The sequence below is a fragment of the Pseudomonas sp. OA65 genome, assembly GCF_017498305.1.
Taxonomy (GTDB): Bacteria; Pseudomonadota; Gammaproteobacteria; order Pseudomonadales; family Pseudomonadaceae; genus Aquipseudomonas; species Aquipseudomonas zanjanensis.
This window is the reverse complement of record NZ_JAGDEZ010000018.1, coordinates 20377-37794: the sequence shown is the minus strand read 5'-3', so window position 1 is coordinate 37794 and position 17418 is coordinate 20377. Positions and strand designations below refer to the sequence as shown.

The following is a 17418-nucleotide window of genomic DNA, read 5'->3' as shown; positions in this document are numbered from 1 at the left end:
GAGATGTGACAGATGTCACACTGCCATCGCTGTAACGGCAGAGCGGGAGGATTTCTTAGGGTTGGGTTGGATGAATATTGTTTCAGGATCACCGCGCCCCTCCTGTGGCGAGGGAGCTTGCTCCCGCTCGGCTGCGAAGCAGTCGTAAACCGGCGGGTGCGGTGTGTCTGATATTCCGCATTTGGCAGGTTTGGGGCCGCTTCGCAGCCCAGCGGGAGCAAGCTCCCTCGCCACGGGTTTGCCTTGATTTGGGGTTATCGCAGACACGAAAAAGCCGCTACTCCCGAAGAAGCAGCGGCTGTGTGAAGAACCGCCTAAGGCTTAGTAGCCCAGCGCGAAGTCTTCTTCTTTCATGTCCATCAGGTTGTTGGCGCCCGACAGCATGGTTGCCACATGGGTACGGGTACGCGGCAAGATGCGCTGGAAGTAGAAGCGCGCGGTCTGCAGCTTGGCGGTGTAGAAGGCTTCTTCGGTGGTGCCGGCGGCGAGTTTTTCCGCCGCCAGGCGTGCCATGTCGGCCCAGAAATAAGCCAGGCAGGCGTAACCGGAGTACATCAGGTAATCCACCGATGCCGCGCCCACTTCTTCGCGATCCTTCATGGCTGCCATACCGACTTTCATGGTCAGTTCGCCCCATTCCTTGTTCAGCGCAGCCAGGGGTTCGACGAACTCCTTGACCGCTTCGTTGCCTTCGTTGCCCTGGCAGAACTTGTGGACGATCTTGGTGAAGCCCTTGAGCGCCTCGCCCTGGGTCATCAGCACTTTACGGCCCAGCAAGTCGAGGGCCTGGATACCGGTGGTGCCTTCGTACAGCATCGAGATACGGCTGTCGCGAACGTTCTGCTCCATGCCCCATTCGGCGATGAAACCGTGGCCGCCATAGATCTGCACGCCATGGTTGGCGGACTCGAAACCAACTTCGGTCATGAAGGCCTTGGCGATCGGGGTCATGAACGCCAGCAGCGCATCGGCTTTTTTCTTCTCTTCTTCATCCACGCCGTACTTGACGATGTCGACCTGCTTGGCGGTGAAGTAGACCATCGCCCGGTTACCTTCGGCGAAGGCTTTCATGGTCAGCAGCATGCGACGCACGTCAGGGTGGACGATGATCGGGTCGGCAGCCTTGTCTGGCGCTTTCGGACCGGTCAGGGAGCGCATTTGCAGGCGGTCACGGGCATATTTCAGGCCGCCCTGGAAGCCGATCTCGGCGTGGGCCAGGCCTTGCAGCGCAGTGCCCAGACGCGCGGTGTTCATGAAGGTGAACATGCAGTTCAGGCCTTTGTTCGCCGGGCCGATCAGGAAACCGGTGGCCGCGTCGAAGTTCATCACGCAGGTGGCGTTGCCGTGGATGCCCATCTTGTGTTCCAGGGAACCACAGCTCACCGCGTTGCGCTGGCCAATGGTGCCGTCGGCGTTAGGCAGGAACTTGGGAACGATGAACAGGGAAATGCCCTTGGTGCCGGCCGGTGCATCGGGCAGGCGTGCCAGCACGATGTGGACGATGTTGTCGGCCATGTCGTGTTCGCCGGCCGAGATGAAAATCTTCGTACCGGAAACCTTGTAGGAGCCGTCGGCCTGAGGCTCGGCCTTGGTGCGCAACATGCCCAGGTCGGTGCCGCAGTGCGGTTCGGTCAGGCACATGGTGCCGGTCCATTCGCCGGACACCAGTTTGGTCAGGTAGGCCTCTTGCTGTTCGGGCGTACCGTGTTCGGAAATCGTGTTCATCGCGCCATGGGACAGGCCCGGGTACATGCCCCACGACCAGTTGGCTTCACCGACCATCTCGCTGACCGCCAGGCCCAGGGACTCCGGCAGGCCTTGACCACCATGCTCGACGTCGTGGGCCAGGCTTGGCCAGCCGCCTTCGACGAATTGCTTGTAGGCTTCCTTGAAACCGGTCGGGGTTTTCACGCCGGACTCGCTCCAGGTGCAACCTTCGATGTCACCCACGCGGTTCAGCGGAGCCAGCACCTGCTCACAAAACTTGGCGCCTTCTTCGAGAATGGCGTCAACCATGTCCGGAGTTGCGTCCTGGCAAGCCGGAAGGCTCTGATAATGCGCTTCGTAGCCAAGCAGTTCGTCACGAACGAAGCGAATATCACGCAAGGGGGCCTTGTAGTCAGGCATAGCGATAAACCTCTGCTGATGTAACCGGGAATGAACGACCGCGTGGATTTGTTGTAGCGGTCAAACAGTTGTTTGAAACATACGTTTACGCCCAAATCTTGTCAAGCGCCGATCTTTTGCCGTTCGTCATCAGCCGAAGAAAATGTCGGATACGGGAAATCCATCGCAATGAAGAATCCGCGATGCGCGTAGGAAAAGATTAGTTGAGCAATAAGACGTTAGAGACAAGAACGCCGCGAATAATCGCGGCGTTTTCGTAAATCTGGAGGAACGGGATCAGGCAAAGGTATCGATCAACGTACCGAGCATTTCGTCGGATGCCTTGGCCACGCTCACACCCAGCTGCACCTGGGACTTGCCCTGGGCCATTTCGACCATGTTGCTGGCCAGGTCAGATTGCTGGCTGCGATCCACTGAACGCAGTCGATCCACTTGGACTTCGGACGATTGACTGGTGACCGAACGCTCGATCGTATTGTTGGCGATCTGGCTGGACGCCTGATCGACGCGGTTCTGCCCTGTCTGAATCGTACTCAGACCGGCATAGAACGCGGTATTTCCTGAGATCTCCATGGCAGAGCTCGTCTTCTTGAAGGGTCGACAGTGGCCATTGAATCAGAAGCCCCGTGAAAAGGCCCGACAAAAACACTAATGGCACAGTGCCTTGCCATAGGCAAAATCTTGTTGAGGTGTCAGTCCAGCAGATCCAATTGCAAGTGTTCGGCCACGGCTTCGGCCGTCACGCTCTGGATCCGCGCCACCCTGCCCAGACAGGGTGCGGGGAGTCGCTCGGCCAGGGTTGCCAGGTTTTCTTCCAGGCGCGAGGTGGCCGGGTCGATGATGTTCGCGACCCAGCCGGCAAGCTGCAAGCCATCACGGGCGATCGCCTCGGCGGTCAACAACGCGTGGCTGATACAACCCAGGCGCACGCCCACCACCAGGATCACCGGCAAGCCCAGCGCTATCGCCAGGTCGGACAGATTATCCTGGCCGGCCAGCGGCACGCGCCAACCGCCCGCGCCTTCGATCAACGTGAAGTCGGCGCCCAGCGCCAGCACTTCACGCATCGGCCCCAACAGCGACTGCACCGTCAACGCCACGCCCGCCTCCCGGGCGGCCAAGTGCGGTGCTATGGCTGGTTCGAACGCCACCGGGTTGACCTGTGCATAAGTCAACGGCACCGAGCATTCCGCCAGCAAGGCCAAGGCATCGGCGTTGCGCAGGCCCTTGGGCGTCACGTTGCAGCCGGAAGCCACGGGTTTTCCGGCAGCCGTGCTCATGCCGGCCTGCCGCGCAGCATGCAGCAGGCCCGCCGCGACGGTGGTCTTGCCAACATCAGTGTCGGTTCCCGTGATGAAATAGGCTTGGCTCATAGCGGTTTCTCCAAAACGGCGTAGACCACTTGGTAAGTCGCGGGCAGCCCCTGTGCCTGGCGAAACTGCTCATAAGCTTCAACCAGCGCGAGGATCCGCGCCCTGCCCGTCAAGCCGCCAGGGCGACCAGGGTTCAGATTATGGGCCCCCAACGCTTTCAATTCATGGGTCAGGCTGCGCAGGTCGGAGTAATGCAACACATGGGGACAGTTTTCAAGACTGACGACCTTCAGCCCGCTGACCGCGCAAAGCTGTTGATACGTCTCGAACCCCCGGAAACGGTTGACGTGCACCAAGCCATCCACCTGACGCCAACTGTCGCGCAATTCGTACAAAGTGCCCACACAGAGGCTGGCAAAGGCCAACACTCCGCCCGGTTTCAACACACGATGAGCCTCGCTCAGCACCGCGGCAAAATCCTCGCACCACTGCACCGCCAGGCTGGAGAACACCAGGTCGCAGCTCGCCGCCTGCAAAGGCAGCCGCTCGGCGTCACCGGCGACAAAATGCGCGGCGCCACCTTGGGGTCGAGCATGGTTGAGCATACCTTCGGCGATATCCAGCGCCAGCCCTGTGCTCGCGCCGAAACGCGCGCCCAGGGCGCGGGTGAAATAGCCGGTGCCACACCCTAGGTCCAGCCAACGTTGCGGCATGAACGAAGTTGGCAAGCGATCGAGCAATTGCTGGCCGACGTCGCGCTGCAGCTCGGCCACGCTGTCATAGCTGCTCGCCGCCCGGGAAAACGAAGCCGCTACCTGACGTTTGTCGGGCAGGGCGCCGGGCAATGGGGGAAGGGACAAATCAGTCATCACCGGACTCATGCAAAAAAGCCTGGATCGCCCCCGCTACACCGTGCGGGTCATCCAGAAGGAATCCGTGGCCGGCCTGTTCGATCAGACCGATTTCAACATCCGGCAGCAAGACCAGCAAATCACCCGCAGCCTCAGCCGGCACCAAGGCGTCGAGCCCGGCAAACAGATGCAATTGCGGGCCGCGGAAGCTCTGCAATGCGGCGCGAGTATCCAATTGCGCCAGCAGCTCGAGCCCGGCCATCAGTACTTCAGGTGAGGCGTTCGGCGCCCCGGCCAATAGCAACCGCGACAAGCCGCGCGGATCGCTGCAACCCTGGGCACACAGTAGGCTGAAGCGTTTGAGAGTCTGGCGTGGGTCGGCCGCACAACCGGCGAGAAAGCCATCGAAGGTCGGGCCGTCCATCGCGCTCGGCCATTGTTCATGGGTGACAAAGGCCGGATTGCTCGCCAACGTCAACAAGCCGCAGCAATGCTCCCCCCGACGCGCCGCCAGGGCCGAGGCCAGCATGCCGCCCAGGGACCAGCCGCCAAGCCAGGCGTCCTGGGGCACGGTGGCGTCCAACTCTTCGAGCCATTCATCGGGATCGCTCGACAGCAATGCCGGCAGTGGCTCGATTTCCACCCGCAGGTGTTCGTCGAGCCCTTGCAACGCCGCCGCCAGCGGCTCCAGCGGGGAAACGCCCAGACCCCAGCCGGGCAATAGAATCAGTCGATCACGCATGGCTTGGCTCCGGTCCCAACAGGGCAGCACACTCGGCCAGTGCATTCAACAATAGCTGCACCTGGGCCTCGCTGTGGGCGGCGGTCAGGGTTACACGCAAGCGAGCGCTGCCGGCCGGCACGGTGGGTGGACGGATCGCCGTGACCATCAGCCCGCGCTCACGCAGCATCTGCGACATGTGCATGGCCCGCCCCGCATCGCCAATCAGGATCGGTTGGATCGGCGTGAAGCTGTCCATCAATTGCAGGCCGATCTGCTCGGCGCCCTGGCGGAACTGGCGGATCAGCACCTGCAAGTGTTCGCGACGCCAATGTTCGCTGCGCAGCAGTTCGAGGCTCTTGAGGGTGGCGCAGGCCAAAGCCGGCGGCTGGCTCGTGGTGTAGATGTAGGGCCGCGCGAACTGGATCAGGCTTTCGATCAGTTCTTCACTGCCGGCGACAAAAGCCCCGGCGGTGCCAAAGGCCTTGCCCAAGGTGCCCACCAGTACCGGCACATCGTCCTGGCTCAAGCCGAAATGCTCGACGATACCGCCGCCGTTGGCCCCCAGCGGACCGAAGCCGTGGGCATCATCGACCATCAACCAGGCGCCCTTGGCCTTGGCTTCACGGGCCAGGGCCGGCAGGTCGGCAAGGTCGCCGTCCATGCTGAACACGCCGTCGGTGACCACCAGGGTATTGCCGGTGGCTTTCTCCAGACGGCTGGCCAGGCTCCGGGCATCGTTGTGCAGGTATCGGTTGAAACGCGCACCGGACAGCAGCCCGGCGTCAAGCAGCGAGGCATGGTTGAGGCGGTCTTCCAGCACCGTGTCGCCCTGCCCCACCAGCGCGGTGACGGCGCCGAGGTTGGCCATGTAGCCGGTGGTGAACAGCAACGCTCGCGGACGCCCGGTCAGGTCGGCCAGGGCTTCTTCCAAGGCGTGATGCGGGCTGCTGTGGCCGATCACCAAATGGGAAGCGCCACCACCGACACCCCAACGGAGCGCCCCGGCGCGCCAGGCTTCAATCACTTGCGGGTGATTGGCCAGGCCCAGGTAATCGTTATTGCAGAACGCCAGCAGGGGCTGGCCGTCCACCACCACCTCCGGGCCCTGGGGGCTTTCGAGCAGCGGGCGCTGGCGATAGAGATTGTCGGCACGACGGGCAGCCAGGCGTGCGGCGAGATCGAAGGGCATGCAGGCCTCGGGTGAACGCTATTTAAAGGGCTGAAGTAGATCCCCTGTGGGAGCGGGCTTGCTCGCGAAGGCGGTGTGTCTGACAACATTACTTTGCCTGACGCACCGCTTTCGCGAGCAAGCCCGTTCCCACACTTGGTGTCGTGTTAGCTCAGAGGGCGGCGTTATAGAACTGCTCGCTGCTCTTCTGCTCCACCAACGCCTGTTCAATGGCCGCCTGGTGCACTTCGTCGGCATGTTCTTCGCGGGCTTCGGGTTGGATGCCCAGGCGTGCGAACAACTGCATGTCCTTGTCGGCTTGCGGGTTGGCGGTGGTCAACAGCTTGTCGCCGTAGAAAATCGAGTTGGCGCCGGCAAAAAATGCCAGGGCCTGCATTTGCTCGTTCATTGCTTCACGGCCGGCGGAAAGACGTACGTGGGACTGGGGCATCATGATCCGCGCCACGGCGAGCATGCGGATGAAATCGAACGGATCGATGTCTTCGGCATTCTCCAGCGGCGTGCCGGCGACCTTGACCAGCATGTTGATCGGCACCGATTCCGGGTGCTCCGGCAGGTTCGCCAGCTGGATCAGCAGATTGGCGCGGTCGTCCAAGGACTCGCCCATGCCCAGGATGCCGCCGGAGCAGATCTTCATCCCCGAATCACGCACGTAGGCCAGGGTTTGCAGGCGCTCGCTGTAGGTACGGGTGGTGATGATGCTGCCGTAGAACTCCGGCGAGGTGTCGAGGTTGTGGTTGTAGTAGTCCAGGCCGGCCTGGGCGAGCGCTTCGGTCTGCTCCTGATCGAGGCGGCCCAGGGTCATGCAGGTTTCCAGGCCCATGGCCTTCACGCCTTTGACCATCTCCAACACATACGGCATGTCCTTGGCCGACGGGTGCTTCCACGCCGCGCCCATGCAGAAGCGGGTCGAACCGATGGCCTTGGCCCGTGCAGCCTCTTCGAGGACCTTCTGCACTTCGAGCAACTTCTCTTTATCCAGCCCGGTGTTGTAGTGACCGGACTGCGGACAATATTTGCAATCTTCCGGGCAAGCGCCGGTCTTGATCGACAGCAGCGTGGAAACCTGGACGCGGTTGGCGTCGAAGTGCGCGCGGTGCACGGTCTGCGCCTGGAACAACAGGTCATTGAATGGCTGGACAAAGAGTGCTTTGACTTCGGCCAAAGACCAGTCATGACGCAGGTTGGCAGTGGTGCTGGCGCTCATGGGCATTTCCTTGATTATGCTTGGCTGGCGCCTGGGGCATGGAATACCCACAGGCGCGACACGGATGTTCGGCATATTTAAGGAAGAGTCATGCGCTGTCAACCACGATACAAAGGACCGGTTTACATCTGGTTAAAAAACAAACAATTCTGCTTGCTGTGCGGCGAAAGCACCGATACGCCGCAGCCTCTCTGCACCCCCTGCGAAAGCGAGCTGCCCTGGCTCGGCGATCAATGCAGCGTCTGCGCCCTGCCGCTGCCCATGGCCGGATTGCGTTGCGGCCAATGTGCCGCGCGGCCGCCGGCCTTCGAACGGGTCCTGGCACCCTGGGTCTACGACTTCCCAGTGGACAGCCTGATCACCCGCTTCAAGCATCAGGCGAAATGGCCTCTGGGCCGGCTGCTGGGCGAACTGCTGGCGCAATCGCTGCAACATCACTTCGACGAAGGGCTGGAACGGCCCGACGCCTTGGTACCGGTGCCACTGGCGACCCGACGCCTGCGCCAGCGCGGTTTCAACCAAGCGGCGCTGCTGGCCCGCTGGCTCAGTGGACCGCTGAGGATCCCTTGCGAAGAAAACCTGCTGCGCCGCACCCAGGACACCCCTGCTCAACAGGCCCTCGATGCCAAGGCCCGGCGACACAACCTGCGCCAGGCCTTTGCCCTAATGCCGGAGGCTTCATTGCGCAACCGTCATTTGGCATTGGTCGACGATGTGCTCACCACCGGTGCCACCGCCCAGGCGCTGGCGGCTCTATTGCTGGATGCCGGCGCCGCGCGGGTCGATGTGTACTGCCTGGCTCGCACGCCGAAACCCGGCGAGTCGGCTTGACGTACCGCGCCCAAGGCGCCAACGTCCGCCCATCGACCTTCGCACGCAGTTCTCTGTCATGTCATTGCCCACGCTCCTGACCCAGCACATCGTCCGGCGACCCCAGCGCATCGCCCTGCTGCAGCACATCGCCGAACAAGGCTCGATCACCCGCGCCGCCAAGAGCGCGGGCCTGAGCTACAAGGCGGCGTGGGACGCCATCGATGAGTTGAACAACCTCGCGGATCAACCGCTGGTGGAACGCAGCGTCGGCGGCAAGGGCGGTGGTGGCGCCAAGCTGTCGGAGGAAGGCCATCGGGTGCTGCGCCTTTATCTGCGCCTGCAAGCACTGCAGGCACAACTGCTGGAAGCCAGCGAAGACGCTGGCGACCTCGGCCTGCTCAGCCGCCTGATGCTGCGCACCAGCGCCCGCAATCAATTGCACGGCAAGGTCCTGGGCATCGAGGCCCAGGGACATAACGACCGGGTACGCCTGGAGCTGGCCCGGGGCTTGGTCATCGAAGCGCAGATCACCCACGACAGCACGCTGCGCCTGGAGTTGGGTGTCGGCACCGACGTGGTGGCGCTGATCAAGGCCGGCTGGCTGCAATTGCATCCTGTCGAGCACGCGGAAAAACCGGGGATCAATACGCTGCGCGGCATGATCGAGCAGGTCGACGCCGCCCAAAACGGCCCCAGCGAAGTTCGCATCGGCCTGCCCAACGGCCAGACGCTGTGCGCCCTGGCCGATCCGCTACAGTTGCAAGCGCAGGACCTGGCAGCCGGTTCACCCGTACAAGTGACGTTTTCAGCAACAAATGTGCTGCTCGGCACACCGCTGTAGCGCGTTGCAACAATAGTTTCATCGACCCGCTTTAAGGTGACTGCCAAAACCAGCAGGGAGCCTGATGATGAGCCTATTAGAAGAAAACCAATCCACCGACCTGGAAAAGATCGTCGGCCTGAGCCGTCGCCGTTTTATCGGCGCTGGCGCCTTGTGCGGCGCAGCGATGTTCCTGGGCGGCAACCTGCTGAGCCGCAGCGTCATGGCGGCCGCCGTGAGTGAAGGCAACAAAAGCATGCTGGGCTTCAACAGCATTGCGGCCTCCACCGCCGACACCATTACCTTGCCGCCGGGCTACAAGGCCTCGGTGTTGATCAGTTGGGGCCAGCCACTGAAGAAAAATGCACCGGCGTTCGACCCCAGCGGCAATGGCACCGCCCGTGCACAAGAAATGCAGTTTGGCGACAACAACGACGGCATGAGCCTGTTCGAATTCCCGGGCGACAAGAACCGGGCGCTGTTGGCGATCAACAACGAGTACACCAACTACCAATACCTGTTCCCTCACGGCGGCCAACCGCAATCGGCCGAAGACGTGCGCAAGGCCCAGGCCAGCGAAGGCGTGTCGGTGATCGAAATCCAACGCCGTCGCGGCCAGTGGCAATTCGTCCAGGACTCGCGCTACAACCGCCGGATCCACGGCAACACGCCGATCCGCCTGCGCGGCCCGGCCGCCGGGCACGACCTGCTGAAGACCAGTGCCGACAAGAGTGGCAAGAAAGTCCTCGGCACGTTCCAGAACTGTGCCAACGGCATGACGCCGTGGGGCACTTACCTGACCTGCGAAGAAAACTTCACTGACTGCTTCGGCAGCAGCCAGTCGGACCTGCAATTCGATGCGGCACAAAAACGCTATGGCGCCACCGTCACCAGCAGCGAAATCAATTGGCATTTGCACGATCCGCGTTTCGACCTGGCGAAGAACCCCAACGAACTCAATCGCCACGGCTGGGTAGTGGAAATCGATCCGTTCGATCCAGAATCCACCCCGGTAAAACGCACCGCCCTGGGCCGCTTCAAACATGAAAACGCGGCCCTGGCGCAGACCAATGACGGTCGCGCCGTGGTGTACATGGGCGACGACGAACGTGGCGAGTTCATCTACAAGTTCGTCAGCCGCGAGCGCATCAACCATCGCAATGCCAAGGCCAACCGCAACCTGCTGGACCATGGCACGTTGTACGTGGCGCGCTTCGATGCCGGCGACGGCAACCCGGATCATCCCAAGGGTAAAGGCCAGTGGATCGAACTGACCCATGGCAAGAACGGCATCGACGCCAGCAGCGGTTTCGCTGACCAGGCCGAGGTGTTGATCCATGCGCGCCTGGCCGCCAGTGCTGTTGGCGCCACTCGCATGGACCGCCCGGAGTGGATCGTGGTCAGCCCCAAGGACGGCCAGGTCTATTGCACCCTGACCAACAACTCCAAGCGCGGCGATGCCGGCCAGCCGGTGGACGGGCCGAACCCGCGGGCCAAGAACGTCTACGGGCAGATCCTGCGCTGGCGCACCGACCGTGACGATCACGCCTCCAAGACCTTCGACTGGGACCTGTTCGTGGTCGCCGGCAACCCAACGGTACACGCGGGTACGCCAAAGGCCGGCTCGTCCAATATCAACCCGCAGAACATGTTCAACAGCCCCGATGGCTTGGGTTTCGACAAGGCCGGGCGGCTGTGGATCCAGACCGACGGTGACTCGAGCAACGCTGGCGACTTCGCGGGCATGGGCAACAACCAGATGCTCTGCGCCGACCCCAACAGCGGTGAGATCCGCCGCTTCATGGTCGGGCCGGTAGGCTGCGAAGTGACCGGGATCAGTTTCGCGCCGGACTACAAGACCCTGTTCGTCGGGATCCAGCATCCCAGCGGCGGCTCGACCTTCCCTGAGCACCTGCCCAACGGCAAGCCGCGCTCGTCGGTGATGGTGATCACGCGGGAGGATGGCGGAGTCATCGGCGCCTGACCCTTTGTGGCGAGGGAGCTTGCTCCCGCTGGGTTGCGCAGCGACCCCACGTTTTTGTGGGCGCTACGCACTGGAGCGCCAGCCCGGCCAAGCGGGAGCAAGCTCCCTCGCCACGAAGTCTCACCAATCAATCCCGACTGCTTTGCGCTACCATGCTGGGCCGGACGCGGCAGCCCTGCCGCTGCGCAGGAGTCAGCATGTCCCATCCGTTCGAAACCCTCACGCCCGACCTGGTGCTCGATGCCGTTGAAAGCATCGGCTTTCTCAGCGACGCCCGCGTGTTGGCCCTCAACAGCTACGAGAACCGCGTCTATCAAGTCGGCATCGAAGATTCCGAGCCGCTGATCGCCAAGTTCTATCGCCCCCAGCGCTGGACCAACGAAGCGATCCTGGAAGAGCACAGTTTTACCTTCGAACTGGCCGAATACGAGGTGCCCGTGGTGGCGCCGCTGATTCACAACGGCGCCAGCCTGCACGAGCACGCCGGGTTCCGTTTCACCCTGTTTCCCCGTCGCGGCGGGCGAGCGCCGGAGCCGGGCAATCTCGACCAACTCTATCGCCTGGGACAATTGCTCGGGCGCTTGCACGCGGTCGGGGCAACCCGTCCGTTCGAACATCGTGAAGCCCTGGGCGTGAAGAACTTTGGCCATGATTCACTGGCCACCGTGCTGGCAAGCGGTTTCGTCCCTCGTAGCCTGCTGCCGGCCTACGAGTCGGTCGCCCGGGACCTGCTCAAGCGCGTCGAAGAGGTCTACGCCGCCACGCCCCACCAGAACATCCGCATGCACGGCGATTGCCATCCCGGCAACATGATGTGCCGCGACGAGGTGTTCCACATCGTCGACCTCGACGATTGCCGCATGGGCCCGGCGGTGCAGGATTTATGGATGATGCTCGCCGGCGATCGCCAGGAATGTCTGGGACAGTTGTCGGAATTGATGGACGGTTACCAGGAGTTCCACGATTTCGATCCCCGTGAACTGGCGCTGATCGAGCCACTGCGGGCCCTGCGCCTGATGCACTACAGCGCCTGGCTGGCGCGGCGCTGGGACGACCCGGCCTTCCCCCGCAGCTTCCCGTGGTTCGGCAGCGAACGCTACTGGGGCGACCAGGTGCTGGCGTTGCGCGAGCAACTGGCGGCGCTCAATGAAGAGCCGCTGAAGCTGTTCTGATGTACCGCAGAACCACCCTGTGGGAGCGGGCTTGCTCGCGAAAGCGCTAGGTCTGGCAAAGTTGTGCTGCCAGGTACGCCGCCTTCGCGAGCAAGCCCGCTCCCACAGGGATCTGCGGTGATTGTGCACAATACTCACAGCACAACCAGCCAAATCTCCTTACAATCACCCCTTTGTTAGCTGCCTAAGCAAGGATTCTGCATGCAAGCCGCCAACCCTCGTCGCGGGTACATCCTGGGCCTGAGTGCCTACATCATCTGGGGTCTGTTCCCGATCTATTTCAAGGCCATCGCCAGCGTGCCTTCGGTGGAAATCATTATCCACCGGGTGCTGTGGTCGGCCCTGTTCGGCGCGGCGTTGCTGCTGGTGTGGAAACACCCGGGCTGGTGGCGCGAACTGCGGGACAATCCACAGCGCCTGGCGATCCTCGCCCTGAGCGGGACGCTGATCGCGGCCAACTGGCTGACCTACGTCTGGGCCGTGAATAACGAGCGCATGCTCGAAGCCAGCCTGGGTTACTACATCAATCCGCTGGTCAACGTGTTGCTGGGCATGTTGATCCTCGGTGAGCGCCTGCGCCGCATGCAGTGGCTGGCGGTGGGATTGGCGGCCGTCGGCGTGGCGCAGCAGGTCTGGCAAGTGGGCAGCCTGCCGTGGGTGTCGCTGGTGCTGGCGCTGACCTTCGGTTTCTATGGGTTGATCCGCAAACAGGCGCCGGTCAAGGCGTTGCCGGGCCTGGTGGTGGAAACCTGGATGCTCGTACCGATCGCCATCGCCTGGTTGCTGTTCAACCCCACGGCCACCAGTGCCCAGGCGGCATTCTGGACCACCTCCGAAGCCTGGTGGCTGGTGGCGGCCGGCCCCGTGACGCTGGTTCCACTGGTGTGTTTCAACGCCGCGACACGGCATTTACCCTACACGACTATCGGTTTTCTCCAGTACATCGCGCCGACGCTGGTGTTGTTACTCGCCGTGCTGCTGTTCGGTGAGCACCTGTCGTCCAGTACGCTGGTGGCGTTCCTGTTTATCTGGGCCGGGCTGGCGGTGTACAGCATCGATGCGGTGATCAGCATGCGTCGACGCAGCTGATCAAAAAACGCACAAACCTCTACAGGCCACGTCTGGCGTGGCCTGCGCTTATCCTTCCCAAGGTTATCCACAGCGTGATCCCCGCCGTTTGTGCACAAGCCCTTGAAAACTGGTGATTTTTTGATCACTGACCGCTAAACCACGGCGGGCCTGGGCTGGAGCCGGGTCTCTACAGGTTATCCACAGGCAGGCGCAGCTTTTTCTTGGATAACCTTTATTGCACTTCGTCGCTGAACTTGAGCTCTACCATCAACTCATCAGCCAAGGTCTCAAGGCGTTCCTGCAACGCCTCCAGCGACAGGGTCAAGGGCACGCCCAGGAGCGCCTCGGCATGAAACAGCAGTTCGCTGCTCATCGGTGCCGGCCGGACATGGGTCACCAAGCGTTCGACATTGACGCCTTGCTCGCTCAACAACCGGGTGATGTCCCGCACGATACCGGGACGATCATTGCCCACCAACTCCATGGTGATGGGTTTCCACGTGCAAGACTCTTCAACGGCGCTTTCCGCGATCAACACTCGAATGCTGTGGGCGGATAACCCTTGCAAGGCTTCGATCAATTCTTCATGGGCCTCCGCCGGGGCGCTGATTCGCAGGATCCCGGCAAACTGCCCGGCCAAGTGCGACATGCGGCTTTCCAGCCAGTTACCGCCATGGGCGGCGATGCAATCGGCGATGCGCTCGACCTGTCCGGGCTTGTCCGGGGCGAAAACAGTGATGACGAGGTGGTCCATGGGCGCAGTCCTCTTGTTGGGGAAGGGACAGTATAGGCAGCTGATCTGCGAGCAGACTGGACCTGGAGATTTATACCTTCCTCCTGTGGGAGCAAAGCTTGCTCGCGATGAGAACAACTCGATCCCTCTGACGCCGAGGCGCCAGTATCGCGAGCAAGCTTTGCTCCCACAGGATGACACCAAGCATATCGTGTACAAACCTTAAGATTTATCTGGAACAATCCATCTGTTTTTTGAGAACATCCCATACCCCGACGTGACCGTAACACTTTAGTCGGTCGCGGAACGACGCAATTAGTCTAATTTTCACAACCGCAATTGATCATGTAGTATTCCGCAGCGAGCACTACATAATCGCGACACCCCTGTTGTACCGATGTCTGCTTAAGGCCAGTCGCATCCCTGAAAAGCCCCGTCAGCAAGGCTTGAACACCCAGCCGCCAGCGATGGCATGTACTGGTTCCGGGGTTTGTGGTTTAAATGTCCCGAGGCTTCATTGTCAAAATCGAAGAGCTGAAAAGCGAAATAGCTGAGCAGAGTGAGGCAAGCAATGACTGAACACGTTCAAGTCGGTGGCCTGCAGGTCGCCAAAGTCCTGTTCGACTTCGTGAATAACGAAGCCATTCCCGGAACCGGCCTCACCGCCGACGCGTTCTGGGCCGGTGCCGACAAGGTCATCCACGACCTGGCCCCGAAGAACAAAGCCCTACTCGCCAAACGCGATGATTTCCAGGCGCGGATCGATGCCTGGCACCAGGCCCGTGCCGGCCAGGCCCACGACGCCGTGGCTTACAAAGCCTTCCTGCAAGACATTGGATACCTGCTGCCAGAAGCGGCGGATTTCCAGGCCACGACCCAAAACGTCGATGACGAAATCGCCCGCATGGCCGGCCCGCAACTGGTGGTGCCGGTGATGAACGCCCGCTTCGCCCTCAACGCCTCGAACGCCCGCTGGGGTTCGTTGTACGACGCGCTGTACGGCACCGATGCCATCAACGAAGCCGATGGCGCGGAAAAAGGCAAAGGCTACAACAAGGTCCGCGGCGACAAGGTCATCGCCTTCGCCCGTGCCTTCCTCGACGAATCGGCGCCCCTGGCGGCCGGCTCCCATGTCGATTCCACCGCGTACAAAATCATCGACGGCAAACTGGTGGTCACCCTCAAGGGCGGCAGCAACAGCGGCCTGCGTGACGATGCCCAGTTGATCGGTTTCCAGGGCGATGCCTCGGCACCGACCGCCGTGCTGCTGAAACACAACGGCCTGCACTTCGAAATCCAGATCGATGCCAGCACCCCGGTCGGCCAGACCGACGCAGCCGGCGTCAAAGACATCCTGATGGAAGCCGCGCTGACCACCATCATGGACTGCGAAGACTCGGTCGCCGCCGTCGATGCCGATGACAAAGTGGTGATCTACCGCAACTGGCTCGGCCTGATGAAGGGTGATCTGGCGGAAGAAGTCGCCAAGGGCGGCCAGACGTTTACCCGGACCATGAACCCTGACCGTGTCTACACCGCCGTCGACGGTTCGAGCGTCACGTTACATGGCCGTTCGCTGCTGTTCGTGCGTAACGTCGGCCACCTGATGACCATCGACGCGATCCTGGACAAGGATGGCAACGAAGTGCCGGAAGGCATCCTCGACGGCCTGATCACCAGCCTGGCAGCGATCCATAGCCTCAACGGCAACACCTCGCGGCGCAACAGCCGCACTGGCTCGGTGTACATCGTCAAGCCGAAGATGCACGGCCCGGAAGAAGCCGCGTTCACCAACGAGCTGTTCGGTCGCGTCGAAGACGTGCTGAACCTGCCGCGCAACACCCTCAAAGTCGGGATCATGGACGAGGAGCGCCGCACCACGGTCAACCTCAAGGCCTGCATCAAGGCCGCCAGCGAACGCGTGGTGTTCATCAACACCGGCTTCCTCGACCGTACCGGCGATGAAATCCACACCTCCATGGAAGCCGGCCCGATGGTGCGCAAGGCCGACATGAAAGCCGAGAAGTGGATCGGCGCCTACGAAAACTGGAACGTCGATATCGGCTTGAGCACCGGCCTGCAAGGTCGCGCGCAAATCGGCAAGGGCATGTGGGCGATGCCGGACCTGATGGCGGCGATGCTCGAACAGAAAATCGCTCACCCAATGGCCGGCGCCAACACCGCATGGGTGCCCTCGCCTACCGCCGCCGCCCTGCACGCGCTGCATTATCACAAGGTCGACGTGTTCGCCCGCCAGGCCGAACTGGCCAAGCGCGCCCGCGCGTCGGTGGACGACATCCTGAGTATCCCTCTGGCGGTCAACCCGAACTGGACGCCGGAGCAGATCAAGAACGAACTGGACAACAACGCCCAGGGCATCCTTGGTTATGTGGTGCGCTGGATCGACCAGGGCGTGGGCTGCTCCAAGGTGCCGGACATCAACGATATCGGCCTGATGGAAGACCGTGCGACGCTGCGTATCTCCAGCCAGCACATCGCCAACTGGCTGCGCCATGGCATCGTTACCCAAGACCAAGTCATGGAAAGCCTCAAGCGCATGGCCCCGGTGGTCGACCGTCAGAACGCCAGCGATCCGCTGTACCGCCCGCTGGCACCAGACTTCGACAGCAACATCGCCTTCCAGGCGGCGGTCGAGCTGGTGATCGAAGGCACGAAACAGCCGAACGGCTACACCGAGCCGGTGCTGCACCGTCGTCGTCGCGAGTTCAAGGCAGCCAATGGGTTGTGATTGAGCGGTAACTACGCGGCACAAAAAAAGCCCTGATCTCTCGATCAGGGCTTTTTTATTTGCAACACCTGACTGCCTTTGTGGCGAGGGAAAATTATCTGTGGGAGCAAGGCTTGCCCGCGATGCAGACGGCGCGGTCTCTGGTGCACCGAGGCGCCTGCATCGCGGGCAAGCCTTGCTCCCACAGAAGATGGGCTAGAGATCCATCCCCAACTCATGCTTGACCAACCCCAGCAGCTGTTCGGTGTTTATCGGCTTGAGCAAAAAGTCCACCACGCTCAGGTGCATGGCTTCGATCGCGTCCTTCACGTCGGCATCGCCCGACACAATGATGATCGGCAACGCCGCCCGCTCGGACTCGCGCACCAGGCGAATCAGTTCCAGGCCATCAACATTCCCCATCCGCAGATCGGTGATCAGCAGGCCGATTGACGGCTTGGTTGCCAGCATCTTGAGTGCCGTTTCGCCACTGGCGGCGGTCATGCAGTGAATCCCGTCCAATGCCAGGATCTCCGACAACAGTTCACGCGCATCCTTGTCGTCGTCGACGATCAGCACGCGCTGCGGCGGCAGGTCGGGTTCCAACATGACGGCACTCAGCGCCTCGCGCTCGGCGTCACTCAAAATATCGTGGTCGGACATGGTGCTCTCTACGTTCTTAAATC

The 17418-nt window shown here is 61.8% G+C and carries 15 protein-coding genes; 6 read left to right on the top strand and 9 right to left on the bottom strand.

Translation table 11 applies throughout. The features are described from left to right. Positions 1-321: 321 nt before the first annotated feature. The 7 genes from J3361_RS16765 to bioB form a co-directional block, all read right to left on the bottom strand. Positions 322-2127 (bottom strand): phenylacyl-CoA dehydrogenase, encoded by a 1806-nt coding sequence (locus J3361_RS16765; protein ID WP_053125979.1) that lies wholly within the window; start codon positions 2125-2127, stop codon positions 322-324. A 276-nt stretch (positions 2128-2403) separates the two neighbouring features. Then, a complete protein-coding gene (locus J3361_RS16760; protein ID WP_207965509.1) occupies positions 2404-2700 on the bottom strand; it encodes a pyrroloquinoline quinone biosynthesis protein PqqE in 297 nt (98 codons plus the stop codon). Between the two features lie 119 nt (positions 2701-2819). Further along, a complete protein-coding gene (bioD, locus tag J3361_RS16755; RefSeq protein ID WP_207965508.1) occupies positions 2820-3500 on the bottom strand; it encodes a dethiobiotin synthase in 681 nt (226 codons plus the stop codon). Continuing rightward, entirely contained in the window at positions 3497-4309 is an 813-nt protein-coding gene (gene bioC / locus J3361_RS16750; RefSeq protein ID WP_207965507.1) for a malonyl-ACP O-methyltransferase BioC, read from the bottom strand. Before bioC ends, bioD begins: the two co-directional genes overlap by 4 nt. After that, positions 4302-5033, bottom strand: a complete 732-nt coding sequence (locus J3361_RS16745) for an alpha/beta fold hydrolase (RefSeq protein WP_207965506.1) — start codon at positions 5031-5033, stop codon at positions 4302-4304. The genes bioC and J3361_RS16745 overlap by 8 nt, the downstream gene beginning before the upstream one ends. Next, positions 5026-6204, bottom strand: a complete 1179-nt coding sequence (gene bioF, locus J3361_RS16740; protein WP_207965505.1) for an 8-amino-7-oxononanoate synthase — start codon at positions 6202-6204, stop codon at positions 5026-5028. Before bioF ends, J3361_RS16745 begins: the two co-directional genes overlap by 8 nt. A gap of 151 nt (positions 6205-6355) precedes the next feature. Then, positions 6356-7411 (bottom strand): biotin synthase BioB, encoded by a 1056-nt coding sequence (gene bioB, locus J3361_RS16735; RefSeq protein ID WP_186706935.1) that lies wholly within the window; start codon positions 7409-7411, stop codon positions 6356-6358. Positions 7412-7501: 90 nt separating this feature from the next. Here bioB and J3361_RS16730 point away from each other — a divergent pair, with 90 nt between their 5' ends. The 5 genes from J3361_RS16730 (at position 7502) to rarD (ending at position 13289) form a co-directional block, all read left to right on the top strand. Continuing rightward, on the top strand, positions 7502-8242 hold the full coding sequence (locus tag J3361_RS16730) for a ComF family protein (RefSeq protein WP_207965504.1): 741 nt from the start codon (positions 7502-7504) through the stop codon (positions 8240-8242). 58 nt (positions 8243-8300) lie between these two features. Further along, on the top strand, positions 8301-9065 hold the full coding sequence (locus J3361_RS16725) for a TOBE domain-containing protein (protein WP_207965503.1): 765 nt from the start codon (positions 8301-8303) through the stop codon (positions 9063-9065). A 67-nt stretch (positions 9066-9132) separates the two neighbouring features. Continuing rightward, positions 9133-11028: a PhoX family phosphatase gene (locus J3361_RS16720; RefSeq protein WP_207965502.1), complete on the top strand. Its 1896-nt coding sequence runs from the start codon at positions 9133-9135 to the stop codon at positions 11026-11028. Positions 11029-11225: 197 nt separating this feature from the next. Next, positions 11226-12200, top strand: a complete 975-nt coding sequence (locus J3361_RS16715; RefSeq protein ID WP_207965501.1) for a serine/threonine protein kinase — start codon at positions 11226-11228, stop codon at positions 12198-12200. 201 nt (positions 12201-12401) lie between these two features. Further along, positions 12402-13289, top strand: a complete 888-nt coding sequence (gene rarD, locus J3361_RS16710; RefSeq protein ID WP_207965500.1) for an EamA family transporter RarD — start codon at positions 12402-12404, stop codon at positions 13287-13289. Positions 13290-13503: 214 nt separating this feature from the next. Here rarD and J3361_RS16705 read toward each other — a convergent pair whose 3' ends face one another. Continuing rightward, entirely contained in the window at positions 13504-14025 is a 522-nt protein-coding gene (locus tag J3361_RS16705) for an ACT domain-containing protein (protein WP_207965499.1), read from the bottom strand. Positions 14026-14575: 550 nt separating this feature from the next. Here J3361_RS16705 and J3361_RS16700 point away from each other — a divergent pair. After that, complete coding sequence (locus J3361_RS16700; protein WP_207965498.1) at positions 14576-16753, top strand: malate synthase G; 2178 nt, start codon at positions 14576-14578, stop codon at positions 16751-16753. A 195-nt stretch (positions 16754-16948) separates the two neighbouring features. Here J3361_RS16700 and J3361_RS16695 read toward each other — a convergent pair whose 3' ends face one another. After that, positions 16949-17395, bottom strand: a complete 447-nt coding sequence (locus J3361_RS16695; protein ID WP_207965497.1) for a response regulator — start codon at positions 17393-17395, stop codon at positions 16949-16951. Between the last annotated feature and the right edge of the window lie 23 nt (positions 17396-17418).

Excerpts from the sequence above, each read along its gene's own strand:
- J3361_RS16760 (WP_207965509.1), bottom strand. The coding sequence starts at position 2,700 with ATGGAGATCTCAGGAAATACCGCGTTCTATGCCGGTCTGAGTACGATT.
- bioC (WP_207965507.1), bottom strand. The coding sequence starts at position 4,309 with ATGACTGATTTGTCCCTTCCCCCATTGCCCGGCGCCCTGCCCGACAAA.
- bioF (WP_207965505.1), bottom strand. The coding sequence starts at position 6,204 with ATGCCCTTCGATCTCGCCGCACGCCTGGCTGCCCGTCGTGCCGACAAT.
- J3361_RS16745 (WP_207965506.1), bottom strand. The coding sequence starts at position 5,033 with ATGCGTGATCGACTGATTCTATTGCCCGGCTGGGGTCTGGGCGTTTCC.
- J3361_RS16705 (WP_207965499.1), bottom strand. The coding sequence starts at position 14,025 with ATGGACCACCTCGTCATCACTGTTTTCGCCCCGGACAAGCCCGGACAG.
- J3361_RS16765 (WP_053125979.1), bottom strand. The coding sequence starts at position 2,127 with ATGCCTGACTACAAGGCCCCCTTGCGTGATATTCGCTTCGTTCGTGAC.
- J3361_RS16700 (WP_207965498.1), top strand. The coding sequence starts at position 14,576 with ATGACTGAACACGTTCAAGTCGGTGGCCTGCAGGTCGCCAAAGTCCTG.
- bioD (WP_207965508.1), bottom strand. The coding sequence starts at position 3,500 with ATGAGCCAAGCCTATTTCATCACGGGAACCGACACTGATGTTGGCAAG.
- J3361_RS16720 (WP_207965502.1), top strand. The coding sequence starts at position 9,133 with ATGAGCCTATTAGAAGAAAACCAATCCACCGACCTGGAAAAGATCGTC.
- J3361_RS16725 (WP_207965503.1), top strand. The coding sequence starts at position 8,301 with ATGTCATTGCCCACGCTCCTGACCCAGCACATCGTCCGGCGACCCCAG.
- J3361_RS16695 (WP_207965497.1), bottom strand. The coding sequence starts at position 17,395 with ATGTCCGACCACGATATTTTGAGTGACGCCGAGCGCGAGGCGCTGAGT.
- J3361_RS16715 (WP_207965501.1), top strand. The coding sequence starts at position 11,226 with ATGTCCCATCCGTTCGAAACCCTCACGCCCGACCTGGTGCTCGATGCC.
- rarD (WP_207965500.1), top strand. The coding sequence starts at position 12,402 with ATGCAAGCCGCCAACCCTCGTCGCGGGTACATCCTGGGCCTGAGTGCC.
- bioB (WP_186706935.1), bottom strand. The coding sequence starts at position 7,411 with ATGAGCGCCAGCACCACTGCCAACCTGCGTCATGACTGGTCTTTGGCC.
- J3361_RS16730 (WP_207965504.1), top strand. The coding sequence starts at position 7,502 with ATGCGCTGTCAACCACGATACAAAGGACCGGTTTACATCTGGTTAAAA.